Below are 18,897 nucleotides of genomic sequence, written 5' to 3'. Positions count from 1 at the left end.
CAACGGCAATAAAGCGCCAATGTGTCCGGATTCACTCAGTGTCGGGTGTTCCGCCCGTACTGCCTGTTCCGTCCGCGCGTCTGGTTCCGCGCGCCGGGCCGTCGGTGTCCGGGTGCAGCTCCAGGGCCTCGAGCAGGAGGGCCAGATCCTCCGGGCTCTGCGCGTACCCGGCGACCACCCTGCGAGCCGCCCGCCGCTGGCCGCGCCACTCGTTCGCGGCGCGCTCCGCTTCCTGGTCCTGGCCCTTGTTCGCCTCGCCGGGGTCGAGATGGGGTGCCGGGTGGCCGGATGGAGGGTTCATCGGACGATCCTCGCGCCGCCGTGATCCGTGGCAGCACAGGGCGCGGCCGAAGGTCACCGGATCGGCGCAGCGGCCGTTCAGCCCGCATCGCGCCGCCGCTCCCGCTCCGACCGCTCCCGCTCCGCCGCTCCCGCTCCGAGCGATCCCGCTCCGACCGTTCCCGCTGCGGAAGCACCGTGCACTTGGGGTCCCGAGCGGACGCGAGACCGGCTGCGCCTCGTGCCAGGCGGGGACGGCCGTGTCCGCCGCCAGCACCGCCGTATACGTCGCCACGCCCAGCGGGCCGGCTCCCGTGAGCTGCCGGTAGGCCGGCCAGCTCTCGAGCCGGCTGCGCACGCCCATGACAACCTCCAGCGGGGAATCGCCTGCTTCTGCCAGGGAACCCGTACCGCACACCTCGCCTGCCGAGTCGAGAGAGAAGGGCGGCTGCGCAGCGTGACCGGTCCACTGGACGACCTGCCCGCCGAGGAGCGGAGGCTGCTCCGGGGCGCCCCGCGCCCGGACCCCCGTGAAGTGCGCCCCATGCTGGCCACCCTGACCAGCGACTACTTCTCCGACCCGGGGTGGCTGTTCGAGCGCAAGCTCGACGGTCAGCGGTGCCTCGCCGTACGGGATCCTGAGGGAGCGGCCCTGTCCTCCAGAAGCGGCCTTCCGCTCTCCGGCACCTACCCGGAGGTAGCTGAGGCGCTGGCGCGGCAGCGGAACACCGGCTTCGTCGTGGACGGCGAGGTGGTCGCCTTCGAGGGCAGCCGTACGAGCTTCGCCCGGCTGCAGCAGCGCATGGGCATCGAGAACCCCAGAGCCGCCAGGGCTACAGGTGTCGCGGTCCGCTACTACGTCTTCGACCTGTTGTGGCTCGACGGCTACGACCTGACGCGGCTGCCTTTGCGCACCCGCAAGGCACTTCTGCGCCGCTCCCTCACCTTCTCTTCACCGCTGCGGTTCACCGCCCATCGCAACGCGGAAGGGGAGGCCTACCTGCGCCAGGCGTGCGGGTGGGGCTGGGAAGGCCTGATCGCCAAGCGCGCGGACAGTACGTACGCGGCCAGGCGCTCGCGCGACTGGCTGAAGTTCAAGTGCGCGCAGCGGCAGGAGATGGTGATCGGCGGCTTCACGGAACCGGCGGGCAGCAGGACCGGGTTCGGGGCGCTGCTCGTGGGCTACTACGAGGGCGACCGGCTGCGGTACGCGGGCAAGGTGGGGACCGGCTACGACCGCCGAACGCTCACGACGCTGCGCGAGCGCCTCGATGAACTGGCCTGTGACCGGCAGCCCTTCGCCGGAGGCAGGATCCGCGAGCGGGGCGCGCACTGGGTCAGGCCCGAACTCGTCGCCGAGATCGCCTTCACCGAGTGGACCGGGGACGGCAAGCTGCGCCACCCGCGCTTCGAGGGCCTGCGTGACGACAAGCCCGCCCGGGAGGTGGTGCGGGAACGCCCGGTCGGGAGCCGCTGAGGCCGCGGCCGTCCGCAGGTGCCTCAGCCGAGGTGCTTCTCGAACCAGTGCTCCGCGTAAGGGGCGTTGTTGTAGGGCGGGATCTCCGTATAGCCCTGCCGGGCGTAGAGGTTCCTGGCCTCGACGAGGTCGCTGCGCGTCTCCAGCCGCATGGTCGTGGCTCGCAGCTCCCGGGCCGCCCGCTCGGCTGCCGCGAGCAGGCGCGCTCCGCCGCCACCGCGCCGCTGGCGGGGGTGCACGAACAGGCGGGTGAGCTCGGTGATCCGCGGTGCCAGCCGGCGCAGGCCGACGGCGCCGGCGACGCCCTGCCGGTCGCGCGCGAGGAGGAACACCCCGGTGGGCGGGACCAGGTCGGTGCTCGGATCCTCGGCGAGCGCGTCGTCGATCTCCTGCTCGGTCGCGGTCCGCCCGTAGTAGCGGCCCGCCATCTCCGCGGTGTACAGCCGCAGTACGGCGACGGCGTCCGGGTGGTCGACGGGGACCGGGCCGATGGCCCAGGCGGCGTCGGTGGAGCAGAGTGGGGGCGGTCTGTTCACACCGGCCTTCTCCCCACACCGGCAAAGTGATTTTCCGGACGTCGGGCGGCGCACGGGGTCCCGCGGCCCATCTCGCCCCGCATTTCCTGCACTTACCGCGGGAAACCCCTTTCCCATCCGCCGTCACTCCCACCACTATGGGCTCCTCCGTTGCACGCCGGTCATGTGGATGCCCCCTGCCCGGCGCTTCGGGCAGGCCGTAGGAGACCAGCGAGCCGAGTGCGTCAGGGGAGTCGAGAGGGTGCCTGAGCTCCACAAGACCGATCAGAGCCCCACGACCGACCCCCGCGGCTATGCCACCGTGTCCGACGCCGACCTCACCGAGCGGATCCGCGCCGGAGCCCCGTCGGCCTACCCGGCGACCCAGGAACTCCGCCGCCGCCACCTGCCCGCGGTCCTCTCCTACGCGCGGTTGTGCGGCGCCAACCAGGTCGCCGGCAACCAGCTCGCCGCGCAGGCCTTCGGCCGCGCCGCGCAGGAGGCGTGCCGGGGCATCGACCCGAAGGGCACCTGGCGGCACCACCTGCTGATGCTGGTCCAGCGGGTGGCCGTCGGCTGGGCCGGAGGCAGCCGGCGCGTCCGGCTCGAAACCGGCTTCGCCGACTGGATCGACGAGAACGCCGAGTCCTCGCCCGACCGGCCGGAGCCGCGGAGCCTGCGGCTCGAAGACACCTCCGCCATGCTCGCCGCCTTCTACGGGCTGCCGGAGCGTACCCGGGGTGCCCTCTGGTACGGGGTGGTGGAGGACGAGCCGGACACGGAAACCGCGATCTACCTCGGCATCCCCCCGGATTCCGTCGCCGAGGCGAAGGAACGGGCGCAGGAGGCCATGCAGCAGGCCTATCTGCAGACGTACCTCAAGCGCAGCGGCGACCGGAAGTGCCAGGGGTTTCGCCGCATCATCGAGGCCGCGGTACGGCCGGAGGACCGGCGGCACAGCGAGGACCTGACCCGGCACCTGGCCGAGTGCCCCTCCTGCACCCGGGTCCTCGACGACATGGTCCGGATGGCGGAGCAACCGCGGACCGTCCTGGCCGAAGGGCTGCTCGGGTGGGCCGGAGCCGCCTACATCACCGCGGGCCCGGTCCCCGGCCTTCCCGACCCGGAGACGGTGCATGCGGACCGCCCGCCCGCCGCGGGCGCAGACCCCGCCACGCCCGGCTCCGCCACGCCGGGCTCCGCGGCCGAGCCCGCCGCCGCGACCGCTGACACGCTCGCCGGCATGTCCGCGTCCGCCGGCAGGCCGGAGCCCGACGACGGCACGGGGGGCCGTGAGTGGTGGACCTCCCGGCCCTTCGTACTCGTCGCGGTGGCCGCCGCGGCGACCGCCGCCGTCGGCGCCGCCCTGCTCACGCCCGTCTCCGGCGACGGCGATCCGACTGCCGGGAGCACGGAGACGACCTCGGCGCCGCCGGTCACGCCCACCCCCAGCACCTCCGCACCCGCTCCGCCCCCCACCGCGAGCTCCACCAGCAAGCCGCCGCCCGAGAAGAAGCCCACCCCCTCGCCCTCGCCGAAGCCCACCAAGACGACCAGAGCCCCCAGCCGCACCCCCAGCCCCTCGAAGACCGCCCAGGCCCCGCCGCCCCCTCGCCTCCCGGGCGATGACTTCGCCCCGGTCGTCAACGCGAGTTCCGGCCTGTGCCTGGACATCGAGTACGGAGAGCTGGAGAACCGCACGGACGTCATCACGGCCCCGTGCACGGGGACCCCGACCCAGCTGTGGCGCGTGGACCCGATCGGCGTCGTGCAGTCGTACGCCGACCCGGACTACTGCCTGGATTCCCGGGGCGACACCGACCGGGGTGTCGGCATCTGGACCTGTTCCTCGGTCGAGGGCGAGAACGGCATGAACCTGCTCTTCATCATCGGCCGCACGGGCACCATACGGCCCCGGATCGCGCCGGACTTCGCCCTCACGCCCGAGGCGGGCTACCCAGGCAGCGATCTCGACCTGGACCCGGCCGTCGGCCGGAGCGATCAGCGCTGGACCGCGGATCCCGCAACGGCGCGGTGATCCGGGGGTCGGCCGGGGATCTGCGGGGGAGCCGGAACGGCCCCTCCTCAGGCGAAAACACTTTCGCGGTTGACAGGCGAAATGCCACGGATGGACGATCAGTCATGCTCGCCCCAAAAGGGTGCGGTGCCCGAAGTGTGCAGGTAGCAGTCGACCGGTCACCAAGGGAGTCAATCGTCCTAGGACGCGGTATTTCGGAGGTGGAGACATGCAGCTCCCCGACCCGTTCGAGGTACGCACCGACATGGCCGGTCAGGCCGCGGTGATCTCGGTGACCGGCGAACTGGACATCGACACCGCCCCGAGGCTGCGCCTCGCCCTCGCCCACTGTCTGCAGGCTCCCCTGACCAGCCTCACCGTGGACCTCAGCGGCGTCGCTTTCTGTGACTGCGCGGGACTCAACGTGCTGATCGGTGCGCGCAGGTCCGCCGACGCCGCCGGCATCCCCTTCCACCTGTCCGGCCTCGGCCGCCAGGTGACGAAGCTGCTGAAGGACACCGGCACCGCCAGCCTCTTCCGGGAGCCCCCGGACCGGCACGGGCGCGGTCACGCCCGGCCGGACCCGGCTGCCCGGGTGAGCGGCGTCCCGCATCCCGCGGGGGACCCCCGGGCCGCTCTGGCCTGACGGGGCATCACGCTTCCGCCTCGGCCTCCGGCGTGCGGCCTTAGGGCTCCGCCGCACGAAAGTGTGCATTACGAGCGGCGGCGGCACCGGCACGCGGGCCGCTGACCGCGCGGACGACTCGGCCGACTTACGGCTCCGGGCGCGCCCGTGGCCGCGCCCGACGCTGTGGGCCGTCCGGCCCCAGAGGGCAGGAAGGCGCCCAGGCAGGCCCGCACGCAGGAATGCAGAATCTGAGCAGGCCGGTACCCCGCCCCGTCGGCAGGTGACCGGCTCCCGTCACCGGGCCGCGTAGGACAGCATTGCGCGCCGGATCCCCCCGACCGTGCATCGAACACGAACACCCTGTCGCGAAGCGCCGGGAACCTCACGAGGACATCAACACCCGCCCTGGCAAGGGTGTTTCGGCGTGTCCTCCCGCGAACTCCCCGGCAAGCGGCTCGCGTCGTGTTCCCCCCTGCCCTCGTAGGCCCGACGTCACTTCGAGCTGCCTCCTGGAGGAAATCCATGAAAATCCGGCGCCTACCGCTGCGTGCCGTCGCCCTGAGCACCGCGGGCGCGGGCATGAGCCTCGCCATGCTCCTCACCCCGCTCGCCTCGGCCGAACCGATCGACTCGGCCTCCCCCCACGAAGAACCCGTCAAGCCCACCATCGTGCTCGTGCACGGCTCCTTCGCCGACGGCTCCAGCTGGGGCGCCGTCATCAAACAGCTGCAGAGCTGGGGATATACGGTCAAGGCACCGGCCAACCCGCTGCGCGGGCTGCAGAGCGACGCCAGCTACCTCGCCGACTTCCTTGAGAGCATCGAAGGCCCCATCGTCCTGGCGGGCCACTCCTACGGCGGTGAGGTGATCACCCAGGCCGCGGCGAACGATCCCGATGTGAAGGCCCTCGTCTACATCGCGGGTCTGGCCCCCGAGATGGGTGAGAGTGCCTCCGAGCTCTTCGCACGGAAGATCCCGAACCCGCTCCCGCCGCTGCCCCTGCTGCAGGTTCCCTTCACCGCGGCCGACGGCACCAAGGGCATCGACGCCTACCTCGACCCCGCCAAGTTCCACGAGAGGTTCGCGGCCGACGTGCCGGAGGACATCACCAACGTGATGGCCGCTGTCCAGCGCCCGATCAATGGCGCCGCGTACATGGAGGAGGCCCAGGCAGCGGCCTGGAAGAAGATCCCCTCCTGGTATCTCGTCCCCAAGCAGGACCAGATCATCGCGCCCGACCTGGAGCGGTTCATGGCCAAGCGCGCCGGATCGGAAACCGTCGAGATCGACTCCTCGCACGTCCCCATGATCAGCCACCCCGAGGACGTCAGCAGGCTGATCGAGAAGGCCGCCGACGCCACCGAGGCCAAGCCGGACACCGAAGGCACCCAGGCCAAGCAGAACAGCGACAGCGCCGAGGCCAAGCCGGACACCGAAGGCGCCGAGGCCAAGCCGGACACCGAAGGCGCCGAGGCCAAGCCGGACACCGAAGGCGCCGAGGCCAAGCCGGACACCGAGGCCCAGCAGTAGGCAGGACAAGGAGCCGAGCCGCAGGGCGAGGTGAGAAACCCGGGAACCCGGGCTCCGTACGGCCGTATGGAGCCCGGGTCCTCAGGTCGTCTCCCTGCATCTCCGCCTCCGTGAGAAGCTCGGAGGCCGATCTCGTTCTCCCGTGTTGTCCCGCCGAGAGGGAAAGGGTGCGCATGGCCCTCTTCGACCTTCCGCTCGACGCACTGCGCGGCTACCGGCCGCAGCTGTCAGAGCCCGAGGACTTCGACCTGTTCTGGGAGAAGACGCTCGCCGAGGCCCGCAGCCACGAGCAGGGCGCCCGGTTCGAACCCGTCCGCACCCCGCTCACCGCGGTGGAGGTGTACGACGTCACGTTCGCCGGTTTCGGGGGCCACCCCATCAAGGGCTGGTTCCTTCACCCGGCCGGGGCGCGCGAACCGCTGCCGCTCGTGGTCGAGTTCCTCTCCTACGGCGGCGGGCGCGGGCTTCCGCACACCCACCTCCTGTGGTCTTCCGCGGGCTTCGCGCACTTCGTGATGGACACCCGGGGCCAGGGCAGCGGCTGGAGCGGCGGAGACACCGCGGACCCGGTCGGCGGCGGTCCCGCCTTCCCGGGTTTCATGACCCGCGGTATCGAGGACCCGCACGGCTACTACTACCGCCGTCTGATCACCGACGCGGTGCGTGCGGTCGAGGCTGCCCGCTCCCACCCGCTCGCGGACGCGGCGCGCACGGCGGCCACCGGTATGAGCCAGGGCGGCGGCATCACCCTCGCCGTGGGCGCACTCGTACCGGACCTGGCCGCGATCGCACCCGATGTGCCGTTCCTGTGCCACTTCGAACGGGCCGCGACGCTCACCGACCGGCTTCCGTACCGGGAGATCGGCAGCTTCCTCAAGACGCACCGCGGCCGCGACGCGCAGGTCTTCCGTACGCTCTCCTACTTCGACGGAGTCCACTTCGCCGCCAGGGGCCGGGCCCCCGCACTCTTCTCCACCGCCCTGGAGGACCAGACCTGCCCGCCCTCCACCGTGTTCGCCGCCTTCAACGCCTACGCGGGCGACGACAAGCGCATCGAGGTCTACTCCTTCAACGACCACGAGGGCGGCGGGCCGTTCCACGAGGAGGCCCAACTGCGGTGGTTGCCACAGCGGTTGGCGGAGCGCTAGAGACGGGCGTACGGGTAGGGCGTACGTGTAGGCGAGTACGCGTAACGGCCCAGGGTTACGGGCCCGGGCTCGCGCTACGCCGGCGTCAACCGCATCGTGGTGGCCAGCGCCTCGCCGCCGACCATGCTTTCGGTCGGCCCCGGGGAGTCCGCCGCGTACTTGTCGCGGTACGCCTCCGAGACGCGCTGGTTGAGGGCATCGTCGTGAACGGATTCCAGCCGCACGGGCACGACCTCGTCGCCGACCTGGATCTCGCCGCTGCCGTCCGCCCGGGCGCGCCTGTACCAGTCACCTTCGCCGCCGCGGTACGAGCGCACGTACGCCCTCCGGTCCACGACGACCACCCAGATGGGACGGCTCGACCAGGAGCCGTCTCTGCGCCGTGTCCGCATCGCGATCTCTTTCACCTGATCGAGCTGGGTCACGTCCATGCGACCACCATGGCACCGGGCCGGTGGTGCCGCACGCGGGACGGGCCCAGCGGCTCGGTCGCTCAGTAGGCCGGGCTCAGTGACCGGCTGCCGCCGGGACCAGGCCGTCGGCGACCAGCCCCGCGAGCACCGCATCGCCGAGCGCTTCCACCGCGGACTTGGGGCGGACCATCACCGTGAACTCCTTGATCAGGCCCTCGTCGTCGAACTGCAGCAGATCGATCCCGTGGATCTCCTTGCCGTCCACGGTCGCCCTGAAGACCAGGGTGTGCGCGTCGGTCTCCTCACCGTCGGTGGTCGTCTCGGCCACGCCCTCGAACCGGCCGACGTACCGGAAGTCCTCGAACGTGCGCAGCAGCACGCCGAAGAGTCCCAGCACCATGGGCCGGCCCTCGAACGGGGTGAACTTCACCGGGCTGAAGAACCGGATGTCCGGTGTGAAAAGCCCTTCCAGCGCGGCCAGATCGCGCTCCTCCACGGCCTTGCGAAAACGCTCCGCTGTCGACATACGCCCTCCCTCGTGCTCATCAACATGACTACTCACATTCTTGACTATGATGAGGACCGCACACCAGCCCCCTGAAGAGGGGAATCCGGAGAGGGAGGAGCCGGGAGGATGGCTCTGCGCCACGCGGTCCTGGCCGCGCTGCTGGACGGCGAGTACAGCGGCTACCAGCTGGCCAAGGCGTTCGACATCGGCGTCGCCAACTTCTGGCACGCCCTGCCGCAGCAGCTCTACCTCGAACTCACCAAGCTGGAGAGGACCGGACTCGTCAGGGGACGGCAGGTCGTTCAGGAGACGCGGCCGAACAAGCGCCTGTTCACCGTCACGGACGAGGGGATCGCCGAACTCGAGCGCTTCGCGGCCGCCGCGGCCAAGCCGTCGTTCATCCGGGACGACCTCCTGGTCAAGGTCCAGGCCGTCGACCTGATCGGCGCCGAGCCGGTCATCGCCCAGCTCGAGGAGCGCGCGAAGGCCGCGGAGGCCAAGATCGAGGTCTTCGACAAGCTGCTGCACCGGCTGCGCGGCGACCTGGACGAGGAGACCTACCTGCGGCGCGGCGCACGGGTCGGCCCGTACCTGACCTGTCTGCGCGGGCGGGAGTTCGAGCGGGGCAACCGCGACTGGTGCCTGAGGACCGCGGGCATCCTGCGCGACCGAACGGGCCCCTGACCCGCACCGAGCTCCTGAAACTCACCGGCCTCTGAAACTCGCCGGTCCCTGCAGCTCACCGGCCCCCACCCACCCGCACCGGCCCCGTCTGTCGGGCCCCCGGCCCCTCGCCGCATCGATCGGCGAGGAGCCGGACCCGTGCCGTCACCCGCGACTGCCCGTCAGGGAGGCGTAGACGACGACGTTGTCGGCGTAGCGGTGGTCGGACTCGGAGAAGGTGCCGCCGCAGGTGATCAGGCGCAGTCCCGCGTGGTCGACGTTGCCGTACACCTTCGTGGTGGGGAAGCGGTCCTTGCTGTACTGCTCGACCCGGTCGACGGTGAACTCCGCGGTACGGCCGTCCCGCCGGGTCACGTCGACCTTGTCCCCGGCCTTGAGCGTGGAGAGGCGGAAGAACACCGCCTTCTCGCCGTTCCAGGTGACGTGCCCGGCGACGACCGACGGTCCGACGGCGCCCGGTGTGGGACCGGGCGCGTACCAGCCCGCCTTGGCCGGCTCGGCCGGTGTCTCCATCGCGCCGCCCTCGCCGCGGCCCAGCTTCACCAGGGACGAGGAGACCTTGATCGAGGGGATGGAGATCCGCTCCGGCGGCGACGACGGCATGGCCTGGGCCTTCTGCTGCCCTCCGGCCTCCTGCTCAGCCCCGGACTCGCCCTCCTGGGCGCCGCCTCCCTTCGCCCCGGTGTCGTCGGCGGCGCCCTGAGCCGGGGCCGGCGGGGGCGGGACCGCGCGCGGCGGAGCCTGTTCCTGCTGCGCGCACCCGGAGACCAGAAGGGCCGCGGCGGTCAGGGCGAGGACCGTACCGGCGCCACGACGGACGGCACGGCGGGAGGGGGTCCTCGCTCCGCTCATGCGCGGGCTCATGCACCGCTCCCCTCGGACCGCCCGGCGACCGCCTTACGGAGCCTGGCGTTCCGCTGCCGTGCCGCTGTCAGCACACCGGCCACCCCGATCAGCGCGAGGCCGCCGCCCATCGCGACCACGGAGGGCGTCCCCAGCGTGCTCTCAGCCGCTGCCTGGGTGCCGGTCTCGACACCGCCGACCGGAACCGAGCCGATGGCCGCGCCCTCGACGATGCCGCAGTTGGCCGGGGCGGTGGCCTCCTGGGGGAGCTTGGGGTCGAGTTCGCTCTTCCCCGCGCCTTCGAAGTCGTACTGCTTGTTGCCGTTCGGGTCGATACCGTGCTGCACCACGTGCAGGTCCTTGATCTGGTCGACCACGTCCTGCGACACGGGGATGGTGCGCTCGTACGAGAGCTTGCCCTCGGCGTCCGCCTTGGGCATGCGGTCGACGGCGAGCCCGCTCTTGTCCGCGCTGGTGTCGCCATCGGTGGTGAGCGAGATGTTGATGTCGCCGTAGTGCACCGTGGCTTCGGTGTTGTTGATGATCCCGTCGCCGTCCTTGTCGGCGCTCTCGTCCGGGCACTGGAAGTCGTGACCGTCGGTCGAGCCGTGGAGGTGCTGCGCGTGGGGCTGGCCGGGGACGAGTCCCTCGGCCTCGACCTTGACGGTCATTTCCTGGCCTTCGAGGCTCAGCCACACCGTCCCGGTGGCACCCGAGTCGTTCAGCGGTTTCAGGTCGATCTGATGCGACTCGATGTGGTCGTCGGCGAGCGACGGGGCGGCCGCCGCGAAGGTGAGGATGGCGGGCAGTGCGGCGAGCGCCGCCAGTCGTGCGGAGTTCCTGGCTATCACGTCGAGCATCCCCTTCCGTACGGCCCGTGCGTCAGCGGGGCCGCAGAGCGGTTTCCGTTCTCCGGTCGCCGCGCGTTCCCGGGGCCGAACGGGAGCCGGAGCTCCCAACGACCGTCCGGGCGAACGGCGTTGTCATCCGGCATTCGGAGCCACCCCGGGAGCGGATTGGTCGGATCGGCAATCGATTTTTCGTCGGCGACGTCGCGCGTACGGCGTCGGCTTGGCGCGGACCGCGCCCAAACGAGCGCCTGCGGGCCGCCGACCCGCCATACGCCCTGGTGGCGTTCATATGACTGTTGTGGCTGCCGGATAGCCAGATAGGGCCTGGGTAGTGCTGAGCCGACGCGGAGACGACCTTCTGAGGAAAGGCCGGGCACTGTGACACAGCCCTTCGAACTGCCTGACTTCTACATGCCGTATCCGGCACGACTCAATCCCCACCTGGAACAGGCGCGGGCCCATTCCAAGGAGTGGGCCCGCGGCATGGGGATGCTCGAGGGCTCGGGCATCTGGGACGAGCACGACCTCGACTCCCATGACTACGCGCTGCTGTGCGCGTACACCCACCCCGATGCGTCGGGTCCGGACCTCTCGCTGGTGACCGACTGGTACGTGTGGGTCTTCTTCTTCGACGACCACTTCCTGGAGACCTTCAAGCGCTCTCAGGACCGGGAGGGCGGGAAGGCGTACCTGGACAGGCTGCCCGCCTTCATGCCCATGGACCTGGCCGACGGGACCCCGGAACCGACCAACCCGGTCGAGGCGGGCCTGGCGGACCTGTGGGCCAGGACCGTGCCCGCCATGTCCGCCCAGTGGCGGGCCCGGTTCGCCGAGAGCACCCGGAATCTTCTCAACGAATCCCTCTGGGAACTCTCCAACATCAACGCGCACCGGATCCCCAACCCGGTGGAGTACATCGAGATGCGCCGCAAGGTCGGCGGCGCGCCCTGGTCGGCCGGCCTCGTCGAGTACGCGGTGGGGGCCGAGGTCCCAGCGGCGGTTGCCGCATCCCGGCCGCTGCGGGTGCTCCGGGACGCCTTCTCGGACGGGGTGCACCTGCGCAACGACTTGTTCTCCTACCAGCGGGAGACCGAGGAGGAGGGTGAACTCGCCAACGGAGTCCTGGTCGTGGAGACCTTCCTGGGCTGCACGACCCAGCAGGCGGCAGACGCGGTGGGCTACCTGCTCACCTCACGGCTCCAGCAGTTCGAGGACACCACGCTCACCGAACTCGGCCCGCTCTTCGCCGAGAAGGGCCTGGACCCGAAGTCCTGCGCGGACGTCCTGGCGTACGTCAAGGGCCTGCAGGACTGGCAGTCGGGCGGCCACGAGTGGCACATGCGCTCCAGCCGCTACATGAACGGCGGAGCCACCTCCTCCTCGTCCGGGTGCTCGTCCTCCTCGCCCGCGTCCGCACCGTGCTTTTCCCCGATGCCCACCGGGCTCGGAACCGCCGCGGCGGACATCCGGCAGGTCGCAGCGCGGGCCGGAGCCGGGCGGAGCGGCGCCAGGCGTGTCCGGAGGTTCACCCACATCCCGTACCAGCGGGTCGGCCCCTCCCGACTTCCGGACTTCTTCATGCCGTTCACCACCCGGCTCAGCCCGCACCTGGAGACCTCGCGGCGCCATACCCTCGAGTGGGCGCACCGGATGGGGATGCTCGAAGAGCAGCCCGGCATCCCCGGCTCCGGCATCTGGAGCGAGGACCGGCTCGCCGGCTTCGACTTCCCGCTCTGCGCCGCGGGGATCGACCCCGACGCGACCCCTGGCGGACTCGACCTGACGTCGCAGTGGCTGACCTGGGGCACGTACGGGGACGACTACTACCCCGCCGTCTTCGGCCGGACCCGGGACCTGGCGGGTGCCAAGGCGGCGAACGACCGGCTCTCCGCCTTCATGCCGGTCGACTCCTCCGCCACGCCCGTTCCCGCGAACGCCCTGGAGCGCGCTCTGGCCGACCTGTGGTCCCGTACGGCGGGTCCGATGGAGGTGAGCGCACGTCAGAAGTTCCGTACCGCCATCGAGGACATGACCTCCAGCTGGCTGTGGGAACTCGCCAACCAGGCCCAGAACCGCATCCCCGACCCGGTCGACTACATCGAGATGCGCCGCAGGACCTTCGGCTCCGACCTCACGATGAGCCTGTGCCGTCTCGCGCACGGGCAGCAAGTCCCGCCGGAGATCTACGACAGCGGGCCGATGCGGTCCCTGGAGAACGCCGCAGCCGACTACGCGGCCCTGATGAACGACACGTTCTCCTACCAGAAGGAGATCGAGTTCGAGGGCGAGGTCCACAACGGGGTCCTCGTCGTCCAGAACTTCTTCGACTGCGACTACCCGGCCGCCGTCGCGATCGTGGGCGACCTGATGACTTCCCGCATGCGCCAGTTCCAGCATGTGGCGGCCAACGAACTGCCGGTCCTGTACGACGACTTCAAGCTGAGCGCCGAGGCCCGGAAGATCCTGGACGGGTACGTGGAGGAGCTGCGCAACTGGCTTCCCGGGATCCTGACCTGGCACCAGGGCTGCCACCGGTACGCGGAGGCCGACCTGCGCCGTCGCACGGGAACGCCGGCGCAGCTCGGCGGCCCGACCGGCCTGGGAACCTCGGCCGTACGGATCCCGCTGCTGTCGTCCTGACCGTCAACCGAGGTTCTCTCGGGGGATTTTGTCGCTCATATGACAACTTTGACGGACTCTTGCGTGTTTTCTGCCGGTACGTCAACCTGGCGCTGACGGCTGCCTCGTACGCCATCACCCCCCCTTCACCTGCGTGGCACCGCCGTGCCCGGATCCGGCCGCCGCTCCGCGGCGGCCGACCCGGTCACCCCCCACATGCACATCACCGATGAGGAGGACCCTCACATGGCAGTGATGCGTCATTCACGGCGAAGGCTCACAGGAACCGCCACGGCGGTCGCGGTCGCGACCGCACTCGTGCTCGGCGCTGGAGCGGCGCTTCCGGCAGCCGCTTCAGCGGGCAGCGAGGCGGAAGGCCGGATCCACAACGCCGGAGCCCCCGGAGCAATCAAGGACAGCTACATCGTCGTCCTCGACGAAGAGGCGGTGGACGCCGAATCGGCCAAGGGCAAGGCCCTGGCGAAGCGTTTCGACGCGAAGATCGAGAAGACCTACGGCACGGCCCTCAACGGATACGCCGTGGAGGTCTCCGATGGGCAGGCCAAGAAGTTCGCCGCGGACCCCGCCGTGGAGTCGGTGGTGCAGAACCGCAGGCTCTCCACCATGGGCGCCCAGCCCAACCCGCCGTCCTGGGGACTGGACCGCATCGACCAGAAGTTCCTTCCGCTGAACGGCAGTTACACCTATCCGGACTCCGCAGGCAGCGGCGTCACGGCGTACGTCATCGACACCGGCGTCCGGATCAGCCACACCGACTTCGGCGGCCGGGCGAGCTACGGCTACGACGCCATCGACAACGACAACACCGCCCAGGACGGCAACGGCCACGGGACGCACGTGGCAGGCACGGTGGCCGGAAACGCGTACGGCGTCGCCAAGAAAGCCAAGATCGTCGGTGTGCGGGTGCTCGACGACGAGGGCTCCGGCACCACCGCCCAAGTCGTCGCGGGCATCGACTGGGTGACGCGGAACGCCGTCAAGCCCGCCGTGGCCAACCTGAGCCTCGGTGGCGGCGTGGACACCGTGCTCGACGCCGCCGTACGCAACTCCATCGCCTCCGGCGTCACGTACGCCGTCGCGGCGGGCAACGAGGGCGCCAACGCCGCCTACTCCTCGCCGGCCCGCGTGGCGGAAGCCATCACGGTCGGCTCCACGACCAGGACCGACTACCGCTCCAGCTTCTCCAACTACGGCAGCGTGCTCGACATCTTCGCGCCGGGCTCCTCCATCACCTCGGCGTGGAACAGCAGCGACAGCGCCACCAACACCATCTCCGGTACGTCGATGGCCAGCCCGCACGTGGCCGGGGCGGCGGCGCTCTATCTGGCCGGCAACCCGTCCGCCACCCCGGCGCAGGTCTCCAGTGCCCTGATGGCGGCCGCCAGTACCGGGGTTGTGCTCAACCCGGGCAGCGGCTCTCCGAACCGGCTGCTGAACGTCGGAGGCGGCAGCCCCCAGCCTCCGGGCCCGAGGTTCGAGAACACCACCGACTACCCGATCTACGACTACGCCACCACCGCGTCCCCGATCACGGTCACCGGTGTCGCCGGCAACGCGCCAGCAGGGCTCGCCGTGTCGGTCGACATCAAGCACACCTACATCGGTGACCTGCAGGTCGACTTGATCGCCCCGGACGGCACGACCTACCGGCTGAAGAGCTACGGCACGGGCGGCAGCGCGGACAACCTGATCACCACCTACTCGGTGAACGCATCCTCGGAGATCGCCAACGGCACCTGGAAGCTCAGGGTCAGCGACAACGCCAGGCTCGACACGGGCAAGATCGACGCGTGGTCGCTCCAGTTCTGATCGAGTTCTGATCGAGTTCTGATCCTGCGGACTCCGATCACCTGTCGCTGATGCACGCACCCCCAGGGGCAGCCCGCCGCCGCGGGCTGCCCCCTCCCACGCGTTCTCGCGCCGCGCGGAAGCCTATGGGTGCAGTGAAGCGGACGTCGGGACGGCGGCGTCTTCCGTCGGCAGCGGGACGACGTCGCTGTCGGGCAGCTCGGCTTCAGTGTTCGGCAGGGGGACCCGGGGCTTGCTGGGCTCCGGGTCGTCGGGCCGGTCCGTCGTCCGCGAGGGGGAGGGCTTGGGTGACGTCCGGCCGGAGTCCGGCTCCGGGCTGCTCGGGGCGCTCGGCTCGGCCTTGGCGCGGGTGGACGAAGGCTTCGGGCGCGGCGCGGGAGAGTCCGGGCCCGAGCGCCCGCCGGCGGGGTGGGCGTCCGGGACCTCCCGGTGACCGGTCCGGAAGTACGCGAACCAGGACTTGACGGTCCGCAGGTACTCCTGCGAGTGGTTGTAGCCGAGGATCGCGCGGTCCAGGTCGTACGGGTCCGACAGATCGCGTCCGTCCGCGCAGAGGTAGCGGCCGGCGGCGAGGGCCGCGTCGTAGATGTTGCTCGGGTTCCGCTCGCCGTCCCCGTTGCCGTCGGCGCCCCAAGTGGCCCAGGTGGACGGGATGAACTGCATCGGGCCGACCGCGCGGTCGTAGGAGCGGTCGCCGTCGTACACCCCGTCGTCGGTGTCGGAGATGGCGGCGAAACCGCGGCCGTTGAGCTGTGGCCCGAGGATGGGAGCGTGCGTGGTGCCGTCGGCGTCCACCCGCCCGCCGCGCGCCTGGGCGGATTCCACCTGGCCGATGGCGGCGAGGAGCTGCCAGGGCAGATGGCACCCGGGGTGGCTCCGCGCGAGTTCGGCCTCGGCCTGCTGGTACGCGGCGAGGACGGTGGACGGGATGGCGCCTGCGCCCGGGCTGGTGGTGACGTTGGGGCCAGCAGGGCTGTTGCCGGGTGCCGCCAGCGGGGGCAGTTCCGTGTAATAGGGCGTGTTGCCCGAAATCGGCGGGCCCGGGGGCGGGGTGACCTCCTGATCGGGGGCGGAGGCGCGCGCGAGGACGCCTGGAGCCTGTGACGCGGTCAGCGCCGCCATGGCCGCCGCGGCGACCGCCGTACCCGTCACACCTCTTCGTATTCGACTGCCGTACCGTCCAGCCATAGCCCCGGCCCCCTTCGGTTCCCACTCCCCAGTGCCGCGCCGGAACGTGGCCACGGCTCACGTGTTCTACGCGGCCGGCCACCCGGTCCGTCGCGACACCGGGGAATTTTTTTACGGACGGACCACGGCCGGTCGATCCTGACGAACATCGAGCCCGCACTGCCGGCCGGGCTGCGCTTGTCCGGCACGAGTGCGATGTGAGTTGCGAACATCGGAACGAAAACCGGCGCTACGGTCAGCCACCTGTGACTTAGCGCCTGAGTTGGCCCCGCTGAGCGCCAGGTTGGCCCGGCATGATGGCGATCATGCGCCGAGGACGCCGAATACGAATAGGTCATTCGTTAACGGCACCCGGACCTCAGTGGTGTCGTCGCCGGCGTGCTCGGTGTCGTGCATGCGTTTGGCGAGCTCCGCTCAGCGCTCGTGCGGCGCGGCGACGAACTCCATGAGGATGGCCGCGCTCTCGACGACGCTCGAGCCAGCCTTGCCGAAGAGGGTGAAGAACCTCTCGTTCCGCGGCTGCATCCGCAGGCCATGGGAATTCTCCTGGACTGCCGGCATCGCCGTATGCGCCGCGTCACCGCTTCGGGAGGGGCTTGTCCGTCCACAGCGGACGGCAAAAGACAAAGGCAAGGAGGTTACCCACTCCTTGCCACTCTCAACGTATAGCGCACCAGGGGCCTTGCGGCAAGACCCGGGTCGTGCCGCAAAATCGTCAGCCGAAGCAAGAACCTGCAGAAATCAGGGATTCGCGAAGTTCCTGTGCTTTTGTCGCCGTATGGGTCTCGCGGGACGTCGAACCGCCGGTGGGACTCGCGGTGCGGTTGGGGGCACTCGGCGCGGACGTGCGGGTGTGCGCGCCGCCGGACTGCGCGGAGCAGCTGGCCGAAATGCAACGTTGTTGAATGGGGGGTTTTCATGATTGACGTGATCGTTGCCGGTGGCGGACCGACCGGCTTGATGCTGGCCGGCGAGTTGCGGCTGCACGGCGTGCACGCGCTCGTGCTGGAGAAGGAGGCGGAGCCGACCGGGCAGGCCCGCGCGCTCGGCCTGCACGCGCGCAGCGTCGAGGTGATGGACCAGCGCGGTCTGCTGGAGCGGTTCCTCGCGCTCGGCGAGCAGTTCGCGGTCGGCGGTTTCTTCGCCGGCATCGACAAGCCGTGGCCTGACCGGCTGGACACCGCACATTCGTACGTCCTCGCCATCCCGCAGAGCGTCACCGAGGCCCTGCTGACCGAGCACGCCGCCGAGCTCGGCGCCGAGATCCGGCGCGGCTGCGAACTGGTCGGGCTGAGCCAGGACGAACACGGGGTGACCGCCGAGCTGGCCGACGGCACGCAGCTGCGCTCGCGCTACCTCGTCGGCTGCGACGGCGGCCGCAGCACGGTACGCAAGCTGCTCGGCGTCGGCTTCCCCGGCGAGCCCACCAGGGTCGAGACGCTGCTGGGCGAGATGGAGGTGGCCGTGCCACCGGAGACGCTGGCCGCCGTGGTGGCCGAAGTCCGCAAGACCCATCTGCGGTTCGGCACCATGCCCCTCGGGGACGGGATGTACCGCGTCATCGTGCCCGCCGAGGGGGTGGCCGAGGACCGCTCGGTACCGCCGGCCCTCGAGGAGCTCAAGCAACAGCTGCGGGTGTTCGCCGGCACCGACTTCGGCGTGCACTCACCGCGCTGGCTCTCCCGCTTCGGCGACGCCACCCGGCAGGCCGAGCGCTACCGGGTCGGCCGGGTGCTGCTGGCCGGCGACGCGGCGCACATCCACCCGCCGACCGGTGGGCAGGGGCTCAACCTGGGCGTGCAGGACGCGTTCAACCTCGGCTGGAAGCTGGCCGCCGAGGTCGGCGGCTGGGCCCCGGAAGGGCTGCTGGACAGCTACCACACCGAGCGGCACCCGGTGGCCGCCCGCGTGTTGGACAACACCCGTGCGCAGATGGAGCTGCTGTCACCCGAGCCGGGTCCCCGGTCAGTGCGCCGGCTGGTGTCGGAACTGATGGACTTCGAGGACGTGAACCGGTACCTGATCGAGAAGATCAGTGCGATCGGGGTCCGCTACGACTTCGGCGAGGGGCATGAACTGCTCGGCCGGCGGATGCGGGACGTGGGGCTGAAGCGGGGGCGCCTCTACGAGCTGATGCACGGCGGCCGCGGGCTACTGCTCGACCAGACCGGCCGGCTCTCGGTGGCGGGCTGGGCAGATCGGGTCGACCACGTCGTCGACGTCAGCGAGGAACTGGACGTGCCCGCGGCGCTGCTGCGGCCGGACGGCCACGTGGCGTGGGTCGGTGAAGATCAGCAGGATCTGCTCAGCCGGCTGCCCAAGTGGTTCGGCGCTGCCGTCAGCTGAGCGGGCAGTTGTGGCTCGAAA

Annotated in this window: 16 protein-coding genes; 9 read left to right on the top strand and 7 right to left on the bottom strand. The window is 70.6% G+C overall.

Annotated elements, in window-relative coordinates; genetic code table 11:
• Window positions 1–31: 31 nt before the first annotated feature.
• Window positions 32–301: a hypothetical protein gene (locus ACTWP8_RS04340; RefSeq protein ID WP_443320813.1), complete on the bottom strand. Its 270-nt coding sequence runs from the start codon at window positions 299–301 to the stop codon at window positions 32–34.
• Window positions 302–736: 435 nt separating this feature from the next.
• Between ACTWP8_RS04340 and ligD the strand changes: the two genes are divergently transcribed.
• The gene (gene ligD, locus ACTWP8_RS04335) at window positions 737–1,756 is read left to right on the top strand and encodes a non-homologous end-joining DNA ligase (protein WP_443320812.1); all 1,020 of its coding nucleotides are present in this window, start codon (window positions 737–739) and stop codon (window positions 1,754–1,756) included.
• A 23-nt stretch (window positions 1,757–1,779) separates the two neighbouring features.
• Here the strand turns inward: ligD and ACTWP8_RS04330 are convergent, their stop codons facing one another.
• Window positions 1,780–2,292, bottom strand: coding sequence for a GNAT family N-acetyltransferase (locus tag ACTWP8_RS04330; protein ID WP_443320811.1), 513 nt, complete (start codon window positions 2,290–2,292; stop codon window positions 1,780–1,782).
• Between the two features lie 241 nt (window positions 2,293–2,533).
• Between ACTWP8_RS04330 and ACTWP8_RS04325 the strand changes: the two genes are divergently transcribed.
• The 4 genes from ACTWP8_RS04325 (at window position 2,534) to ACTWP8_RS04310 (ending at window position 7,594) form a co-directional block, all read left to right on the top strand.
• A complete protein-coding gene (locus tag ACTWP8_RS04325; protein ID WP_443320810.1) occupies window positions 2,534–4,309 on the top strand; it encodes a ricin-type beta-trefoil lectin domain protein in 1,776 nt (591 codons plus the stop codon).
• Window positions 4,310–4,517: 208 nt separating this feature from the next.
• On the top strand, window positions 4,518–4,934 hold the full coding sequence (locus ACTWP8_RS04320; RefSeq protein WP_443320809.1) for an STAS domain-containing protein: 417 nt from the start codon (window positions 4,518–4,520) through the stop codon (window positions 4,932–4,934).
• A 504-nt stretch (window positions 4,935–5,438) separates the two neighbouring features.
• Window positions 5,439–6,446 (top strand): alpha/beta fold hydrolase, encoded by a 1,008-nt coding sequence (locus tag ACTWP8_RS04315; protein ID WP_443320808.1) that lies wholly within the window; start codon window positions 5,439–5,441, stop codon window positions 6,444–6,446.
• A 173-nt stretch (window positions 6,447–6,619) separates the two neighbouring features.
• The gene (locus tag ACTWP8_RS04310) at window positions 6,620–7,594 is read left to right on the top strand and encodes an acetylxylan esterase (RefSeq protein ID WP_443320807.1); all 975 of its coding nucleotides are present in this window, start codon (window positions 6,620–6,622) and stop codon (window positions 7,592–7,594) included.
• Window positions 7,595–7,668: 74 nt separating this feature from the next.
• Here ACTWP8_RS04310 and ACTWP8_RS04305 read toward each other — a convergent pair whose 3' ends face one another.
• On the bottom strand, window positions 7,669–8,025 hold the full coding sequence (locus tag ACTWP8_RS04305) for a DUF2255 family protein (RefSeq protein WP_443320806.1): 357 nt from the start codon (window positions 8,023–8,025) through the stop codon (window positions 7,669–7,671).
• A 76-nt stretch (window positions 8,026–8,101) separates the two neighbouring features.
• Window positions 8,102–8,533, bottom strand: a complete 432-nt coding sequence (locus ACTWP8_RS04300; RefSeq protein ID WP_443320805.1) for a nuclear transport factor 2 family protein — start codon at window positions 8,531–8,533, stop codon at window positions 8,102–8,104.
• A gap of 108 nt (window positions 8,534–8,641) precedes the next feature.
• On the opposite strand from ACTWP8_RS04300, the gene ACTWP8_RS04295 reads away from it, so the two are divergent.
• Complete coding sequence (locus ACTWP8_RS04295; RefSeq protein ID WP_443320804.1) at window positions 8,642–9,199, top strand: PadR family transcriptional regulator; 558 nt, start codon at window positions 8,642–8,644, stop codon at window positions 9,197–9,199.
• Between the two features lie 144 nt (window positions 9,200–9,343).
• On the opposite strand, the gene ACTWP8_RS04290 is transcribed toward ACTWP8_RS04295, so the two are convergent.
• Window positions 9,344–10,051, bottom strand: coding sequence for a class F sortase (locus tag ACTWP8_RS04290; protein ID WP_443320803.1), 708 nt, complete (start codon window positions 10,049–10,051; stop codon window positions 9,344–9,346).
• 8 nt (window positions 10,052–10,059) lie between these two features.
• Window positions 10,060–10,893, bottom strand: coding sequence for a hypothetical protein (locus ACTWP8_RS04285; RefSeq protein ID WP_443320972.1), 834 nt, complete (start codon window positions 10,891–10,893; stop codon window positions 10,060–10,062).
• Window positions 10,894–11,271: 378 nt separating this feature from the next.
• Here ACTWP8_RS04285 and ACTWP8_RS04280 point away from each other — a divergent pair, with 378 nt between their 5' ends.
• Both ACTWP8_RS04280 and ACTWP8_RS04275 read left to right on the top strand, forming a co-directional pair.
• Entirely contained in the window at window positions 11,272–13,533 is a 2,262-nt protein-coding gene (locus tag ACTWP8_RS04280; protein ID WP_443320802.1) for a family 2 encapsulin nanocompartment cargo protein terpene cyclase, read from the top strand.
• A 225-nt stretch (window positions 13,534–13,758) separates the two neighbouring features.
• Window positions 13,759–15,342 carry a S8 family peptidase gene (locus ACTWP8_RS04275; protein ID WP_443320801.1) on the top strand — a complete coding sequence of 528 codons (1,584 nt, stop codon included), beginning with the start codon at window positions 13,759–13,761 and terminating at the stop codon, window positions 15,340–15,342.
• A 123-nt stretch (window positions 15,343–15,465) separates the two neighbouring features.
• Here ACTWP8_RS04275 and ACTWP8_RS04270 read toward each other — a convergent pair whose 3' ends face one another.
• A complete protein-coding gene (locus tag ACTWP8_RS04270; RefSeq protein WP_443320800.1) occupies window positions 15,466–16,530 on the bottom strand; it encodes a lytic murein transglycosylase in 1,065 nt (354 codons plus the stop codon).
• Window positions 16,531–17,448: 918 nt separating this feature from the next.
• Here ACTWP8_RS04270 and rox point away from each other — a divergent pair.
• Window positions 17,449–18,876 carry a rifampin monooxygenase gene (gene rox / locus ACTWP8_RS04265; RefSeq protein WP_443320799.1) on the top strand — a complete coding sequence of 476 codons (1,428 nt, stop codon included), beginning with the start codon at window positions 17,449–17,451 and terminating at the stop codon, window positions 18,874–18,876.
• Window positions 18,877–18,897: the final 21 nt, after the last annotated feature.

Source organism: Streptomyces sp. 7N604, from assembly GCF_052245475.1.
GTDB lineage: Bacteria > Actinomycetota > Actinomycetes > Streptomycetales > Streptomycetaceae > Streptomyces.
The sequence above is the reverse complement of the archived record's forward strand: the minus strand, read 5'-3'. Positions and strand labels throughout refer to the sequence as shown.